The 15761-nt window shown below is 67.9% G+C and carries 18 protein-coding genes; 7 read left to right on the top strand and 11 right to left on the bottom strand.

Translation table 11 applies throughout. The features are described from left to right. The 5 genes from ACZ60M_RS05395 (at nucleotide 1) to ACZ60M_RS05375 (ending at nucleotide 5640) form a co-directional block, all read left to right on the top strand. Entirely contained in the window at nucleotides 1-1485 is a 1485-nt protein-coding gene (locus tag ACZ60M_RS05395) for a S10 family peptidase (protein ID WP_465414965.1), read from the top strand. A gap of 156 nt (nucleotides 1486-1641) precedes the next feature. Then, entirely contained in the window at nucleotides 1642-3249 is a 1608-nt protein-coding gene (locus ACZ60M_RS05390; RefSeq protein WP_465415236.1) for an L-aspartate oxidase, read from the top strand. Then, the gene (gene nadC / locus ACZ60M_RS05385) at nucleotides 3246-4145 is read left to right on the top strand and encodes a carboxylating nicotinate-nucleotide diphosphorylase (protein ID WP_465414963.1); all 900 of its coding nucleotides are present in this window, start codon (nucleotides 3246-3248) and stop codon (nucleotides 4143-4145) included. Before ACZ60M_RS05390 ends, nadC begins: the two co-directional genes overlap by 4 nt. Before the next feature lie 3 nt (nucleotides 4146-4148). Then, on the top strand, nucleotides 4149-4910 hold the full coding sequence (locus ACZ60M_RS05380) for a type III pantothenate kinase (protein ID WP_465414961.1): 762 nt from the start codon (nucleotides 4149-4151) through the stop codon (nucleotides 4908-4910). A 277-nt stretch (nucleotides 4911-5187) separates the two neighbouring features. Further along, nucleotides 5188-5640: a hypothetical protein gene (locus tag ACZ60M_RS05375; protein ID WP_465414959.1), complete on the top strand. Its 453-nt coding sequence runs from the start codon at nucleotides 5188-5190 to the stop codon at nucleotides 5638-5640. Between the two features lie 185 nt (nucleotides 5641-5825). Here the strand turns inward: ACZ60M_RS05375 and ACZ60M_RS05370 are convergent, their stop codons facing one another. The 7 genes from ACZ60M_RS05370 to ACZ60M_RS05340 all read right to left on the bottom strand — a co-directional run bounded on the left by ACZ60M_RS05370 (nucleotide 5826) and on the right by ACZ60M_RS05340 (nucleotide 10663). Then, nucleotides 5826-6287 carry a hypothetical protein gene (locus ACZ60M_RS05370; protein WP_465414957.1) on the bottom strand — a complete coding sequence of 154 codons (462 nt, stop codon included), beginning with the start codon at nucleotides 6285-6287 and terminating at the stop codon, nucleotides 5826-5828. Next, a complete protein-coding gene (locus ACZ60M_RS05365; protein ID WP_465414955.1) occupies nucleotides 6284-6868 on the bottom strand; it encodes a hypothetical protein in 585 nt (194 codons plus the stop codon). The genes ACZ60M_RS05370 and ACZ60M_RS05365 overlap by 4 nt, the downstream gene beginning before the upstream one ends. Before the next feature lie 8 nt (nucleotides 6869-6876). Beyond that, nucleotides 6877-7275: a hypothetical protein gene (locus ACZ60M_RS05360; RefSeq protein WP_465414953.1), complete on the bottom strand. Its 399-nt coding sequence runs from the start codon at nucleotides 7273-7275 to the stop codon at nucleotides 6877-6879. After that, complete coding sequence (locus ACZ60M_RS05355) at nucleotides 7266-8885, bottom strand: hypothetical protein (protein WP_465414951.1); 1620 nt, start codon at nucleotides 8883-8885, stop codon at nucleotides 7266-7268. Before ACZ60M_RS05355 ends, ACZ60M_RS05360 begins: the two co-directional genes overlap by 10 nt. Before the next feature lie 307 nt (nucleotides 8886-9192). Then, nucleotides 9193-9615: a hypothetical protein gene (locus ACZ60M_RS05350; protein WP_465414949.1), complete on the bottom strand. Its 423-nt coding sequence runs from the start codon at nucleotides 9613-9615 to the stop codon at nucleotides 9193-9195. Continuing rightward, nucleotides 9605-10399 carry a hypothetical protein gene (locus ACZ60M_RS05345; RefSeq protein WP_465414947.1) on the bottom strand — a complete coding sequence of 265 codons (795 nt, stop codon included), beginning with the start codon at nucleotides 10397-10399 and terminating at the stop codon, nucleotides 9605-9607. Before ACZ60M_RS05345 ends, ACZ60M_RS05350 begins: the two co-directional genes overlap by 11 nt. A 6-nt stretch (nucleotides 10400-10405) precedes the next feature. Then, nucleotides 10406-10663 carry a hypothetical protein gene (locus tag ACZ60M_RS05340; protein WP_465414945.1) on the bottom strand — a complete coding sequence of 86 codons (258 nt, stop codon included), beginning with the start codon at nucleotides 10661-10663 and terminating at the stop codon, nucleotides 10406-10408. A 406-nt stretch (nucleotides 10664-11069) separates the two neighbouring features. On the opposite strand from ACZ60M_RS05340, the gene ACZ60M_RS05335 reads away from it, so the two are divergent. Beyond that, on the top strand, nucleotides 11070-11606 hold the full coding sequence (locus ACZ60M_RS05335) for a calcium-binding protein (RefSeq protein WP_465414943.1): 537 nt from the start codon (nucleotides 11070-11072) through the stop codon (nucleotides 11604-11606). A 118-nt stretch (nucleotides 11607-11724) separates the two neighbouring features. On the opposite strand, the gene ACZ60M_RS05330 is transcribed toward ACZ60M_RS05335, so the two are convergent. Then, nucleotides 11725-12045 (bottom strand): hypothetical protein, encoded by a 321-nt coding sequence (locus ACZ60M_RS05330; protein ID WP_465414941.1) that lies wholly within the window; start codon nucleotides 12043-12045, stop codon nucleotides 11725-11727. A 427-nt stretch (nucleotides 12046-12472) separates the two neighbouring features. Then, a complete protein-coding gene (locus ACZ60M_RS05325) occupies nucleotides 12473-12961 on the bottom strand; it encodes a hypothetical protein (protein ID WP_465414939.1) in 489 nt (162 codons plus the stop codon). 109 nt (nucleotides 12962-13070) lie between these two features. On the opposite strand from ACZ60M_RS05325, the gene ACZ60M_RS05320 reads away from it, so the two are divergent. After that, nucleotides 13071-14549 (top strand): pentapeptide repeat-containing protein, encoded by a 1479-nt coding sequence (locus ACZ60M_RS05320; protein ID WP_465414938.1) that lies wholly within the window; start codon nucleotides 13071-13073, stop codon nucleotides 14547-14549. 3 nt (nucleotides 14550-14552) lie between these two features. On the opposite strand, the gene ACZ60M_RS05315 is transcribed toward ACZ60M_RS05320, so the two are convergent. Both ACZ60M_RS05315 and ACZ60M_RS05310 read right to left on the bottom strand, forming a co-directional pair. Beyond that, nucleotides 14553-15113, bottom strand: coding sequence for a hypothetical protein (locus ACZ60M_RS05315; protein ID WP_465414936.1), 561 nt, complete (start codon nucleotides 15111-15113; stop codon nucleotides 14553-14555). After that, nucleotides 15110-15568, bottom strand: a complete 459-nt coding sequence (locus ACZ60M_RS05310; protein WP_465414934.1) for an ASCH domain-containing protein — start codon at nucleotides 15566-15568, stop codon at nucleotides 15110-15112. The genes ACZ60M_RS05315 and ACZ60M_RS05310 overlap by 4 nt, the downstream gene beginning before the upstream one ends. Nucleotides 15569-15761: the final 193 nt, after the last annotated feature.

The raw sequence follows: 15761 nt of genomic DNA, 5'->3' as shown, positions 1-15761 counted from the left end.
ATGACCGACGAACCGAAGCACGAGGACGCCGACAACGGCGCCGAGAAGGACGCGAAGAAGGCCGACAAGCCCGAACCCGCCGACGACCTCAAGACCACCCACCACACCCTCGGCAAACTCGCGTACACCGCCACCACCGGGCGGATCGTGCTCCGCGAGGAGATCACCGAGGACGACAAGTTCAACGGCCGCAAGCCCAAGGCCGAGGTCTCCATCACCTGGTACACCCTCAACGACGCCGACGTGAAGGAACGCCCCGTCACCTTCGCGTTCAACGGCGGCCCCGGCTCCTCCTCGATCTGGCTGCACATGGGCCTCCTCGGCCCGCGCCGCGTCGACTCCGGCGACGCCGGGAACCTCACCCCGCCCCCGTACGGCCTCCTCGACAACGAGGAATCCCTCCTGCGCCACACCGACCTCGTGTTCATCGACCCGGTCTCCACCGGCTGGTCGCGCGCCGTCGAAGGCGAGAAGGCCAAGGACTACCACGGGTTCACCCGCGACATCGAGTCCGTCGGCGAGATCATCCGCCTCTGGACCACCCGCCACAACCGCTGGCTCTCCCCGAAGTTCCTCATCGGCGAGTCCTACGGCGGCACCCGCGGCGGCGCCCTCGCCGAATACCTCCAGCAGCGCTTCGGCCTGTTCCTCAACGGCGTCATGTTCATCGCGCCCGCGTTCAACACCGAGACGCTCTACCACGCCAGCCGCTCCGAGCTGCCCGACCCGCTGTTCCTGCCCACGTACGCGGCCACCGCGCACTACCACGGGCTGCACCCGGACCGGACCCTCGAAGACGTCGTCGGCGAGGCCCGCGCCTACGCCGACGAGTTCCGCGGCATCCTCGCCAAGGGCCAGAACCTCGCCCCCGAGGAGCGCGCCGCTGCCGTCGCCAAGATCGCCTCGCTCGCCGGGGTGAGCGAGGACTACGTCGACCGCGCCAACCTGCGCCTGGAGCACACCCGGTACTACGCCGAGCTGCTGCGCCACCAGCGCCTGGTCACCGGCCGCCTCGACACCCGCTTCACCGGGCCCGCCGACCACTACACGCACGAGCGCATGCCGTACGACCCGTTCCTGGTCGGCACGGACGGCCCGTACACGGCCGCGCTCCAGTACTACCTGCGCTCCGAGCTCGAATACGAGAACGAGCACGTGTACGAGCGCCTGTCGCGCGCGGTGCACCCGTGGTCGTACAAGGAGTTCGAGGGCGAAGCCGTCGACGTCATCGGCAAGCTCGGCAACGCCATGCGGCTCAACCCGTTCCTGCAGGTGCACATCGCGATGGGCCGCTACGACGGCGGCGTCCCGATCGAGGCGATCGAGTACACCCTCGACCACCTGGAGATCCCGCTCGCCGACCGCGAGCGCATCGAGACGAAGACCTACCCCGCCGGGCACATGATGTACGTCCACGAGGAGTCGCGCGTCCAGCAGTCCGCCGACCTCGCGGACTTCGTGCGACGCGCCTCGCGCCGCGATTAGCAGTACTGTTGCGGGCGGCCCCGGCTTGGGGCCGTCCGCGAGAACACCAGGCCCCCGGACCGCCGGGGACCACCGCTAGAAGGGCAACGGCACGTGTCACCCGCGACCACGCCTCACTCAGTGCCACTGCCGGACCTGCCGCGCCTCCCGCGGCGGATGCGCGCCGCGGCCCCGTCCTGGACCGAGACCACCGACGTGTGCGTCATCGGCTCCGGCGTCGCCGGGCTCACCTGCGCCCTCAACCTGCGCCGGGCCGGATTCCACGTCACCGTGGTCACCAAGGTCCGCATCGACGACGGCTCCACCCGCTGGGCCCAAGGCGGCGTCGCGGCCGTCCTCGACCCCGTCGACACCCCCGAAGCCCACGCGCGCGACACCCAGATCGCCGGGGTCGGCCTCTGCGACCCGGCCGCGGTCGACGTCACCGTCACCGAAGGCCCTGCCCGCATCGCCGACCTCATCCACCTCGGCACCGAGTTCGACCGGCACCCGGACGGCTCACTCCAGCTCACCCGCGAAGGCGGCCACCGCGCCCGCCGCATCGTGCACGCCGGGGGCGACGCCACCGGCGCCGAGATCCAGCGCGCCCTCCACTCCGCGGTCCTGCGCGACCCGTGGATCCGCATCATCGAGCACGCCATGGTCCTCGACTTGCTCACCGACGCCAAAGGCCATGCCGCGGGCGTCAGCCTCCACGTCCTCGGCGAAGGCGTCGAGCACGGTGTGGGCGGCGTCGAGGCCCGCGCGGTCGTGCTCGCCACCGGCGGCCTCGGTCAGATCTTCCAGTCCACCACCAACCCCTCCGTGTCCATCGGCGACGGTGTGGCGCTGGCCCTCAGGGCCGGGGCAACTGTGACCGACCTCGAGTTCGTCCAGTTCCATCCGACCGCCTTGTTCCTCGAGGGTATCGGGGGGGACCGACAACCCCTGATCACCGAGGCCATCCGGGGCGAGGGCGCGCACCTGCGCGACTACTCCGGCGACCGCTTCATGCTCGGCGCGCACGAGCTCGCCGAGCTCGCGCCCCGCGACGTCGTCGCGAAGGCCGCCACCGCCCGCATGCGCGCCGAAGGCCAGTCGCACGTGTGGCTCGACGCCCGCCACCTCGGCAAGGAAATGCTGGAGACGCGTTTCCCCACGGTGACGTCCTCGTGCCGCGCGCTCGGCATCGACCCGGTCGTCGACATGATCCCGGTCGCGCCCGCCGCCCACTACTCCTCCGGCGGCGTCCGCACGGACCTGTTCGGCCGCACCAGCGTTCCCGGCCTCTACGCGGCCGGAGAGGCCGCCTGCACCGGCCTGCACGGCGCGAACCGGCTCGCCTCCAACTCGCTGCTCGAAGCGCTCGTCTTCGCCCAGCGCATCGCCGACGACCTCGCCGAGCACAAGCCCAGCCCCGGCATCCCCGAAGCGCCCGAAGGGGAAGGCGACGTCTGCTCCACGACCTCCCGCGCCCCGATCCAGGAGGCCATGACCGCCGGGGCCGGGGTCCTCCGCTCCGAAGCGTCACTGGAGGCCACCGCAGCGTCGCTCACCAGCTTGGGGGACAATGTGTCCGGACGTCCGCGACCGGCCACATGGGAGGCCACGAACCTGCTCACCGTCGCCGCTGCGGTCACCGCTGCCGCCCACCGGCGGCGCGAGACCCGGGGCAGCCACTGGCGCGAGGACTTTCCCGACGCCGAACCCGACTGGCTCGGCCACCTCAACCTCTCCATCAGCTCCGACGGGGAGCTCGAAACCACTTGGGAGCCCATCGCATGAGCCGATTCGCTGAAGCGCCCGGCGGGGCCGGACTGGACGAGCGCCTGCTCGCCCTCCGCCTCGACCCCGAGGACGTGTACGTCGCGGTCCAGGACTACCTCGACGAAGACCTCTCGCACGCCCGCCGCGACGTCACCTCCGAGTCGATCTTCGGGCCCGAGCACAAGTCCACTGTGGCCGTAACGGCCCGCGCCGACGGCCTCCTCGCGGGCCTCCCGGTCGCGCACGCGGTCTTCCACGCCATGCCCGGCGACGTCGAGTTCACCTACCTCGCAAAGGAAGGCGCGCGCATCCGCGCCGGCCAGGTCCTCGCCCGCGTCTCCGGCCCCACCCGCTCGCTCCTCGCCGCCGAGCGCACCGCCCTGAACCTGCTGTGCCGCATGTGCGGCATCGCCACCCACACCCGCCGCTTCGCGGACGTCCTGGCCGACTGGCACACCACCGTCCTCGACACCCGCAAGACCACCCCCGGCCTGCGCGGCTTCGAGAAGTACGCGGTGCGTGCCGGAGGCGGCGACAACAAGCGCATGGGCCTGTACGACGTGGCGATGATCAAGGACAACCACAAGGAAGCGGCCGGGTCGATCAGCGAGGCCTTCGCGGCCGTCCGCTCCGCCGAGCCCGAGATCGACATCCAGGTCGAGGTCGAGACCCTCGACGAGGCGCTCGAAGCCGTCGCCGCCGGGGCCGTGTTCCTCCTGTGCGACAACATGAGCCCCAAGGAGCTCGCCGAGGTCGTCGAGGCCGTCGGCGACCGCGCCGAGCTGGAGGCCACGGGCCAGATCACCCTCGACACGGCGGTCGACTACGCCGCCACCGGCGTCGACTACATCTCGGTCGGCGCGCTCACCCACTCCTCGCCCATTCTGGACATCGGACTCGACTTCGAGGAGTAGACCGTGCTGCTGTGCGTCGACATCGGGAACACCAACACGGTGCTCGCCGTGTTCGAGGGCGAGACCCTCAAGCACTCGTGGCGGATCCGCACCGATCCGCACGCCACCGCCGACGAGCTGGGGCTCACCTTCCGCGCCCTCCTCGACGGCGACGGCGTGGACCTCAGCGGCATCGCGCTGTCGTCCACTGTGCCCCAGCAGGGCGCCGAAGTCGCGAAGATGGTGCAGCGGTACTACCCGCACGCGCACCTCGTGCAGATCGCGCCCGGCATCAAGACCGGTGTGCGCCTGAGCATCGACAACCCGCGCGAGGCCGGGCCGGACCGCATCGCGAACACGCACGCGGCCTTCCACCTCTACGGCGGCCCGTGCATCACCGTGGACTTCGGGACCTCCACGAACATCGACGTGATCTCCGAGCACGGCGACTTCCTCGGCGGCGCTTTCGCTCCGGGCATCGAGATCTCGATCGACGCGCTCGCCTCCCGCGCCGCGAACCTCCTGAAGATCCCGCTCGTCAAGCCCCGCAGCGTCATCGGCAAGAACACTGTGGAGTGCCTCCAGTCGGGCATGGTCTACGGCACTGCGGCCCAAGTGGACGGCCTCGTCCGCCGCATCACCGAAGAACTCGGCACGACCCCCACGGCGGTCGTCGCCACGGGCGGCCTCGCCCCGGTCGTCATCGAGCAGTGCGAGACGGTCACCCACTACGAACCCAACCTGACCCTCCACGGCCTCCGAATGATCTGGGACCGCAACGTCTGACCCCTCGGACCGAGTCGAGTTCACCTGCCGTTCTCGCGCGCGCAAGTGGACTCAGGATCGGTTTGACCGCCGCTGACCTCCTTGGACAGTCGCTGAAGGTCGTCGCCCGAATCCTTGCATTCCAAGGCTTTTCGCGTTTTTGCAAGGAAAGTTCATGAAATAGTTTAGATCCCTTGTCTACGTTGAGGGAGAATGTTACGTTGTGCGCCGAAGCGGTCACCAGATCGCTTGGGGCGCAGCGGCTGCGTCCACCTCATCGAAACAAGGAGTCCCTGTCTTGAATCGACTGCAACGCATCCTCGTCGTCGGCGTCGCCGCTCTCGGCGCGCTCGGCCTCACCGGAACGAGCGCGAGCGCGGAACCGGCTGCCACCCTCGAGCCGCTGACCAACGCCAGCGACGTCACCCCGCTGTCCGCCGTCGAGACGCCTGACGGCTACCGCGTCACTTTCGCTTCCGGATACGTCGAGTGGAACGACTATGCCGACGACGACCACAGCATCGACTACGACAACATCTGGGTGGTGGGGGAGGCCGGAGACGGCAAGACCTTCCGCGTGACCGCCTGGTACGACGGTCAGACCATCACGAAGAGCGTCGGCGACGGCAGCCGCGAGACGATCTCCTTCTCCTCCAACGTCGTCGACGAGACCGGGCCGTACTGGTACGCCTGCACCCTCAACAACGGGGCGGTCGAGGCCTGCTCCGACACGTTCTACTTCGAGGAGTAGTACGTCCGCTGCCGCCCACAACGATGAGCGGCAGCGGGCCGCATATCCGATTACCACCGCAAGGACCTGTGCGACCAGGAACCTGCAGGGGCCCGCGCCAGATAGACCGGTGCGGGCCCGTTCATCATCTCACGCGCGGATCGTGGTCCTCGCTCTCGAAGTCCGACACTCGACCGGAGTGATCGCTAGCCGATGAGCCAGGTGGTGGCGATGGTCTTGGCCCGGTCGATGACGGTGTCGGTGTTGGCTCTGAGCCACGGGCGGGCGCGGACCTGGTGTTGGACGATCGTGTAGAGCGCGGCGCTCTTCGCTTGCCTTGTAAGCGGTTCGAGCAGGTGCGGTTCGCCGTAGAGGGAGCGGACGGCGGCTTCGACGGCGAGGAAGTCCGGCAGCGGTTCGGTGCCGAGGCCCGCGCGGCGGATCTCGGCCATGAAGGCCGGGAGTTCATCCCAGTCGACCGGGCCCGCGCCGAGTCCGGCCCCGGGGCCGAAGCGCGGTTCCAGGCAGACGGCGGCGGCCGCGCGCAGGAGCAGGACGGCGGTGTCGTGGTCGTGCGGGCCGAACCACTGGCGCTGCTTCGCGGCGGCGGCCGGGTCGCCTTGGAGGAGCGCGGCCAGGTGGGCGCGGTGGTATTCGTCGGGTTTCATTCGGCGGCCTCCGTTTCGGGTGCGTCGGTTTCGTCGGCTGGCTTGCCGAAGGCTTCGATGTACGAGCTGACGACCGCCTCGGCGCTGCCGACGCCGTCGCTCGCGAACTCGGCGGCCGTGCGGAAGTACGCGGCCAGCTGCTCTTCGCTCGGGTCGGGGCCGCACAGTTCCGCCATCACCGCCCACATGTAGCCGGACTGTTCGCCGTACGGGATCTCGAACAGCAGGAACTCCTCCCCGAGGAGCGACCGGACCATCGCCTCGGCCCGCAGCGCGACGAACGCCGTCCCGGTGCTCGTATCCTCGCGGGAGTGCTTGTCGTGCAGGCGTTTGGTGAACTCGGCCAGGTCGGCGGGGTCGGGCTGGGCGCCCATCGTCTCGACGACGACTCCGGCGAACAGCGACTGTGTGAAAAGCAGGTGCAGCCGCTGCTCGCTCGGGGCGAAACCGGACGCGATCCGCGCGGCTTCGGCGCTGTCGCCGCGCAGCCGCGCGACGGCATGGGTCCGGAACCGGTCGACGGCGCTCGGAGCGGGTTCCGGCGCGGGGTCGGTTGCGGAGCTGGGTTCATGGTTGTGCATGGTCGGTCTCATCCTTCGCATTCCCGTTGGGCCGCTTGCCAGGCCGCGAGCGCTTCCTGTTTGATGCGGGCGGCCCGGCCGGTGTGGCGGGCCCATTCGAGGTACTCGGTCTCGGTGATGTGGAGTTCGGGCGAACCGTCTCCACCTGTGCTGTTGAAGTCGGCGCACTCCAGGCCGGTCAGGTAGCCGACCACCGGCGGGACGCGTTCGGGGAGCAGGACCCACAGGCGCGCTGTGCCCGCGAGGATGCCGAACTCCACGAGGTGGCCCGCGATCCGGGTTTCGCCGACCTGGGTCAGCTCGGCCGGGTCGATCCCGGCAAACGAGCGCACCGGCAGCGGGATCTCCTTGAGCGCCTTCACGTATCGGGCGCGAACGCGATGCGGTGCGAGTCGGCCTACGCCCATGCCGCACCCCCGGGTGCCGTTCGCGACGCGGGCATCGACGGTGCCGCTTGCGCGCGTTGCGCGCCGCGCAAGGCTTGTGCGAATCGCGCGGTTCGGGCGGCGAGGTACGTATGCCGGTCCGGAGCGACCACCGAACGACCGGGCCGCCAGACCTCCCGGCGCTGGGCGGGGACTCGCTGGCGGGAGTCGGCCTGTTCCGGATCGGGTTGTGCGCCATCGCGGTTCGGACCCCGACCGGGTTCGTTCGGACCCCGACCGGGTTCGCTTGGGGAGCGGTCGGGTTCGTCTGGTGCGCGGCCGAGGCTTCGGACGAGTGCGGCGAGCCACCGGAAGAAGCGGACCCACACCGCGATCTGCCACCCGCATTCGCGTTCGAGGGCGGACAGGTTGGCGCGGTTGGCGGCCGCGAGGTGCTCGGAGTCTTCGATGAACCGGACCCAGGCGTCTTCGCGGAGCTTGCCGAACCGGTGCGGCGGATCGGGTGGGGCGACGGCCGGGTTTGGTTGCGGAGCGACGGCCGGGGTTGGTTCCGGCGCGTCCGCGCGGGCCTTGCAGGTGCCGCGATCGGTGGAGCGGCCGGTGTCGGGATCGGTGTCGGGATCGGTGGCGCGGTTGGGATCGCGGCTGGGATTGCGGTCGGCCTCGGACCAGAAGCGCGAGCGGTCGCGCGGGCCCGGGCTGGGCTTGTCGGGTTCGACCGGGAACCGGGGACGCGGCCCGGTCCCGGGCCTGCCGGGCCCGCGACCATCAGCCGCGCGCTCACTGGACCCGCGCTCACTGGACCCGCGCTCGGCGGTCCCGCGCTCACCGGTCCCGGGCCAATCGGTCCCGGGCCCGCCGGTTCCTCCGGACTCGCGGTCACCGCTCCGGTCGCCTTGCGGCTCTTCGGGGTCAGGCGAGCCGCGCAGGATGTGCCGCCTCGGCCGCCAGGGAGGGACGGACGCTCCGGCTTGCGGTTCGGGGCTCGGTTCGGAGCCGGGGGCCGGTTCGAGGTCGAGACCGAGGCTCGGTTCGGAGCCCGCTTCGCGGACTGTCGGTCGACGGCGCAGGACGGATTCGCGGCCGCGACCCGACTCGGGTTCGTGGTCGGATCTCGGTGAGCGCTCGCGGCCGACGCTCGGGCCGGTGCCCTGGTCGCGGCCCGGTGGTGTTGCCTCCCAGAGCGGGATCGGGTCGGGGAGTTCGTCGCGGCGGTGGCGGCCCGTACGGGGGTCGGGACGCCACCCGGGGGACCCGAACGGGCCCGGGTCTTCGGGGTCGTAGGGGCGGTCCCGATCGATTAGCCAGGTGTCGCCGGGCTGGTGACGCAGGTGCGGCGGTTCGTAGCGTGGAGACGACGGGTCGCCTTCGGGCGCTTCGAGGTCGCAGTAGTCGGGGCTCGCTCGGTAGCGGTATGCGCCCGGTGTCAGAGGGTCCGGAGACCCGTCGGACAGGAACAGGCGGCGACCCGCCCAGTCGTAGTAGCCGTCTGCACGCTCGAGAAGAGCGGCCGGATCGGTCACGGTGGAGTCGAGGTTGTGGTCGGTGATGCGGCCGGGTTTGCGGTCGGTGAGGTCACCGGAATGGCTGTTTTCAGGTACGCCCGAATAGCGTATCGTCGTGGACGACACGGAAGTACTCCTTCATGTGTTAGGTCGCCCGGTGGAACGTGATTGGTAGTCCTGGACCACCGGGCGACTGAAAGTATTCTGGCCTATCTAAAGGCTTCGATATTCTCCGGATGCGACGTAACAAGCTCCGTTCGAGACGTAAGACCTTGGCTCTCTTGCGATTGCAAGGACACTCCCTCGATAGTGACTCACCGAAATCTTACGTGTCAACTTACGAGACACAAGCGTCTAGAGGGAATCTGAAAAGGTTTGGGGGACAAGGCCATCGGCCTTGTCCCCCAAACCCCTTACCGTCTTTCGGGTGAATCTACGCTTCTTCGTCCACGGCCTTCAGTACTTCAGCAACGAGCTGATCGAGCGGCTCTCCCGAGATGTACTCCTCGGACACGATGGCGTAGGGAAGGAAGAAGACCGCAGTCTGGAGGTCGCTGGGCTCGATGCCGTCGATTACCTTCATATCACCGAATGCGAAGCGGATCAGGGCCTCGATAACGATGGGCTTGATGACATGCGCTGCATCCGGAAACCGCGCCTGAAGCACTTCGACGAACTCGCGGATGCGCGGAAGGTCTGGAAGCGATGAGTACTTTCGCAGGATTGCAGCGGTCGTTGCCGCGCTGAGGAGCATCAGGGTGCGGTTGTCGCCGATTTTCGCGATAGCGTCCTTCGGCAACTGCGCCGCAGCAGCAAACGCTGACCGCACGATTCGTTCTTCGTCGCTAATCGCCATCTCGTTTGTGCTCCTTCGCAATGGTCCTCAGGTTGTCGATCTTACTTGTCACGGCCATGCCGGTCTTCATCATCACGGCCGCGGTCACCACGGCCATCTCGAGCAGGTTGCCGGTGGTCATCGTCGGCATCGGTTCCGCGCGAACCTCCGCCGCGGGCTGGCGAATCTCGGCGATCCAACCGGCCCCCTCGACGAACATCCCGGATTCCGGAGCGGTTGTCGAGCTTGAGGCGGGGGCAGGTGGGGCTTCGCGGCTGAAGAGGGCCCCAAGCGGATCCATCGCGTTGCCCACGCTCTTCGCGGGATCGGTGGCGTCTTCCCGAACCATTGTCTGTAGGAACGCCGCCGCCTGATTCTTCGGACGGCGAGGCTCGAGAAGCGCACCGCCACTCGGCCCAGGATCGATTTCAGGCTGGTGGCCGTAGACGATCTCGGTCTTGATGCCGTCAATCGTGCCGTGCCAGGAGGTGGTTCCGTCATCGTTGCCGATGACGGACGAGGTAGAACCTCTTGCTCCTGGTCCCATGGTGCCATGGATGGCCGACATCACCTGAAAATGGGCCTTGACCAGGGCGCCTTGCAGGACAACCCTGATCGATTCGGCTTCCTCGATCTTGCCGACAACCTCCCGCAGACGCGCCGAGGCGCCTTCGACACCGAGCCCGCCCACGGCCGCAGCCGAATGCTCGGCCTGCCCTTTCGACGAATTAATCGGCCCGGCGACCGCTTCGACCGAGGACCTGGTGGCCTCGATCGTTGCGGCCACATCGTTGAGACTCGCCATGACCGGTTACTGCGACTTGGCCGCAGCAGCCATGCTCAGCGCCTCATTGAGCTTGTTCTGCAACGCAGCAGCCAAGGCGCTGCACTCCTCGACCTGGTCCTTGCACGCACCGAGCGCCGCAGCCGCACCCTCCACATTCAGAGCCTGCAACTGACCCAAGGTCTCTTCAACGATCGCCTTGGAGCCTTCGATCTGGCCTTGCACCTCAGTCACCGCGTTCGCGTTGGCACTGAGGGAGGACATGACTTCATCAATGGATGCCATTGGGGGCCTTCCGTTCCGGGGAGCACAGAGCACCGCACCCGCGCCTGAGGCCCAGGTCCGACATGCCGGACCTTACCCGAAACCGCCCACGCCCGCAGCCCCCGAAATCCCCTACCTCGCACCCGTTCTGCACCGCATGGGCCCGGTCGTCGGTACGCCACAGCCAGTGTCAATTTCATTCCAAACCATGACAGTTATGCCATCGTGCATCAGAGAAGAAGGAGGCGACATGCGGGGGAGGTTCGCGCGGACGCCGATGCTGGCGGCCGTCGGGGCGATGGTCGTGGCGGGCGCGCTGCTCGCCACCGGCGGCCCGGCCCAGGCGTAGCAGACATGCAACGGCAAGGCAGCCACCATCGTCGGAGCTGACGACAACCTGATAGGCGGTCCTGGCGACGACGTCATCGTGGCCACTGTTGCGGGGCAGCAGGTTCGGGGTGAGGGTGGAAACGACACCCTCTGCGCGACCAGCGGCGACTACCAAGTCCTCGGTGGGGCGGGTGACCACTGGATCGACGCAGGCGACGGCGACGACGGGATCAACCTGGGACAACACCAATCCGGTTCGGACACGATCACAGGAGGCGGGGGCAACGACAGGATCGTCTGCGTCAACGACGAAAGCTCCGGCTGCCTTGCTACTGACGGAGAAGGCAACGACGACATCCAAGGCAGCAACGGCCCCGACACGTTCGCGGCGGAACCCGGCAACGACCGCTTCGTCGGCGGCGGCGGGGCGGACAACATCGACGGCGACGACAAGATCGACGGCGGCGCCAACGACACCGAAACCCCCGGCGACACCGGCAAGGGCGGCGAAGGCTCCGACACCTGCACCACCGTCGAGACCCGGACAACTGCGAAGCCTAGCCGCCCGGGCCCGAAACCGGCCCCCGCCAACGCAAGCGCTCAGGCGGGGGCCGTCCGCGCCATCGGCACCTGATGAACCACCAACCTGCCCAGACGAAACGAACGCGAGACCATGCGTCGGCGCGTACCGTTCGCGGGCGGGCAGCAAGCCGGGCCCTGCCACGCGGCAGGGGCCCGGCTTCCTTATCGGGTTACTGCGGGTCGGCGGGTCGGGGCACGGAGACGGTGTCTCCCGTTGTGGTGTCGGTTTTCAGCCGCAACTGGAGTGAGCCGTCGGTGCTGACGGTGCCTTCTACTGTGACGCTCTGGACCTGATTGACCCCAGCCGTAAACGACAGCGATGGACCGCTTTGCCAGAGTTGGGAGCTGCTGCTGTACTCCAAGACCACCGTGTTCGGTCGCGGGCCGTCCGCGTTCCTCCCAAACGACGAGCAGTACGAGACGCCTTCGATGTGGAACTGCCCGGCGTCATCGGGCGCAGCCTGGCCTTCGAGGTTGAGTTCTGTTGTCACTACCGGCAACGTGCAGGGCTGCGGCTCGGTCGCGGACCACTCTTGCGAGCTGCCGCGATGACTCGCTGACCATTGGTGGAGGGACGGAGTCGCTGACTGGAGGGCATGTGAACTTGACCGCTCCGGTGATCCTGTAGCGGCCGTACTCCAGCCACGTCGCGATCGCGGCCACGGTCGCGGTCATCTCAGTGCCGGGGATCTGCTCGGCGGATTGCACAGGGAATGACTGCGGCGGCGCGGGTGCCGGGTCTTAGGCCGCGGCCGGTGCGGCCGTCCCGCGAGTTGCCGATGCTCAGCCGATCACGAGGGGGACGGGGCCCGGAGAATTTCGCTCAAACTCGCCCATGCGTCAGCGCTCGGATGCTGGCGAGGACGATGAGACCTCGTCCGTCAGCTGCGGCGCGCTTCATCCAGTTGATATAAGTCGTCAGGATCCACACGAACTGGTCGTATGAACTGACGGTCCAAACATCGTTCCCCCCCCCGCTGCAAGGTCGAGCCGCTCGCACGCCGCTTCGACCTCCTCCCACGGAATCCCCTGCGCCACTTCGAGAGCGTGCGCCACCTTCGACGGTCGCATGGAGAACATGTGGTCCTCCGGCGGCGGCCCGTCGGAGTCGGTGACGATGTCGTCGTGGGCATACCGTTTCCAGTCCTGGGCGATGCGATACGCACCGATGAGGCGCATGAACGGCTCGACGCGTTCGCGGTCGGCCGGGGCCAGCTCGTCCTCCAGCTGCAAATAGAAGTTCTCCGTTCCGAGGAACCGCTTGAACCCGCCCAGGTCGTCCACCTCTGCGAACGTCGGCTCCTCGTCGCGTTCGAAAGGGTCCCAGTAGAAGTCGGTGCCCGACTCCCGGTACGCCGCGACGGCGGCTTCCCAATCCGCGAACAGCGCGATGATCTCGACTGACATCCCTCCATCCTCGGCCGTCTGCGTCTCCGCCGCAAGGGACTTCGTTGCCGGTTCACCCGATCGAACATCTTGGACCGCAAGCGATACGGCGGCTCCGTAGGCTGGGGGCATGCGTCTGCGACCCCTCGCCCACTGGATCCTCCGGGTCCTCTTGCGCATCGACAACGCGCAGGTCAGCCGCTCCCCGGATGTTCCGAAGCAGCCGTGGCGCCCACGCCCGATCCGCTCCTGGATCCTGCTGGTCGTCTTCGTGCTCATCCTCATCGGCGGCTGGTGCTACTACGAGCTTCAGATGACTGAGATCGAATCCCTCCGCACAGCGGGCGACGCCCAGGCCGACCTGGAGATCGCGAAGATGCGGCTCGACACGGTCCGCGCCACGCTCACCGTCGCCGCCGGGATCGGCGCCGCGTCGGCACTGGTCTTGAGCTTCAGACGCCAGCAGCACGACGAGTACCACAGCACCCAGCAGCGCATCACCGAACTCAGAATGCAAGCGGTGGAACAACTCTCATCGGGCGACCACACCATTCGCAGAGGCGGCCTCTACAACCTGGAGCGCCTCGGCGAGCAGCACGAAGAGCTCCGTCAACTGGTCCTCGACGAGATCTGCTCCTACCTGCGCCGCCCTTACGACCCGTATGCGGATCCAGCGGTGGACCCCGAACGCGAGATCCGGGTGTTCGCCCTGGAGATCCTGGAGCGGCGGTTGAAACGAAAGCTCGGACCCCGGAACTACTGGAGCCATACCCGTCTCGATCTGGAGGGCGCGGTGCTGCCCGCCGTCGACTTCAGCGACTGCCGACTGCGGAGCGCCAATTTCGACGGCGTCCGCTTCCTGAGCAGCGCCTCCTTCCACCGCACTGTGTTCGAAGGGCCGGCCTGGTTCAACGATGCCGTATTCGAGGGGCTAGCGGAGTTCCCTTATGCGGTATTCGGTGATGCAGTCGACTTCACCGAGACCATTTTCTGGGCGACCGCTGAGTTCGAGCATGCGAGGTTCCAGGGGATCGCAGGGTTCGAGCGCGTGAGGATCGCCTGGACTCTCGACTGCACCCTGACCGAGTTCCACGAGGTTCGCTTCGCGGAAGCGGTTTTCGAAGGCAAGGCGATCTTCGAAGGGACGGTGTTCCACGCCTACACCGATTTCTCATGCTCGACGTTCCAGGACCGCGCGGACTTCGAACTGGCGCGCTTTGAGGCATGGGCGAAGTTCGAAGGGGCGCATTTCGCCAGCGGTGCCAACTTCACGGACGTCGGCTTCGACTGGGTGAACTTCGATCGCTGCACGTTCGAGTCGGGCGTCGATTTCGATCAGTCCATGTTCAAGGGCCACACGATGTTCCGTGCGACCGTGTGCCAGGCCGGGTCGAGCTTCAGGGAGGTGCACTTCCATGAGTCCGTCGAGTTCGAGCGCGCGGTCTTCCTAGGCGATGTGCTGCTGAGCGGGGCGATCTTCCGGAAGATGCTGTTCGACCAGTCGATTCCGGGGAACTATCGGCTGGTGGCTCCTCGCGGCAACCGCGAGTTCCGCTACTGGACCGTGAAAGAGCTGGACCTGAGCGAGCCGTCAGCGCCCTGGGCGTGATCGCTATTCGAGCGCACCCCGGAACCAGCGGGCGTCGCTGGTGCAGAGCTTCACGATCGCGTCAATGGCGATGATGAAGGCGATCACCGCGAGTGCGTCACCGGCGTGGGCCCACCACGGCGTCTCCTCGGACATCCGGTCCTTCACCAACTGGCCCAAGACATCGCCATCATCCGGCAGGCTGAACCACACGAGCGGTTGGAATGCCAGCCCGAGCGCGACGTTCACCGTGGCGAGCACTGTCCCTGTAAGCGAGCGGCGGCCGCCGCGGGAGGCGCTTCGGGCAGCGAGCGCGAACCAGAGCACGGAGAACGCGTAGCAGAGGATCACCAGGAACTCGGCGACGCCGTAGAAGGCCGGCACGTACTCCAGCAGGTCGGGGTCGTAGTTGTTCATGATGGCCACGCGGTACTGCGCGTCTTTGCCGACCTCGCTGAACGACCAGTACATGGTCGCCTTTACAGCGCACGCCACCGCGAACAGCGCTGCGGCCGTCCATAGAACTGCGGATGCCTGGCCGACAACAGGTGGGCGCGAAGGGATTCGCATCTCAGCGGTGGTCATGACCGGTCTCCACGCAGATCGGCGACCATGCGGAACCGTTGCAGCACCGCCAAAGTCGAGTCGTCCACAGTGAACTCAGGATCGCCCAGTGCCTCGCGCATCTCGGCGCTGTGCCAGAACGACTCGTGGTTGGCCCGCCATTCGGCGATGCTGCGGTCGCCTTCACCCTCGTCCACGACGTGCGCGAAGTCGACCGCCTCCAGCGGCACGACACGCACCTCGGTGGTCTCGATGACCGCGACGGGCCGGTCGTCCGAGTCGACGACGACCGCCCGCTCGCCGACCTCAGGAAGCGGCTCGTCCTCGTGCTCGTAGTCGATCACGAGTCCGGTCGTGGAAGTCTTGGCGCCGTTGAGGATCGCCGCTACCAGCTGATCGCGCAGCGGCCCGGGGAACGCGAATTCCGACTTCGGCATCGCTGCTATCTCGGCGGAGGTGGGGTCGCTCGTCGGCATGCGGCCCACCCTAGTCCCGGGCGTCGACCTGGCCGGGGAAGGTCGCGGGGGGGGGGGGGGGGGGGGGGGGGGGGGGGGGGGGGGGGGGGGGTGTGGGGGGGGGGGGGGGGGAGGAGGGGGGGGGGGAGGGGGTTCTCCAACGAGGCGCACATGTCCCCCCCCACATAGAGGGGGACAGGAAGCACGGCGCACG

Source organism: Glycomyces sp. NPDC050141 (assembly GCF_055586545.1).
Note: the sequence above shows the minus strand (reverse complement) of the source record. Positions and strands in the feature narration are given on the sequence as shown.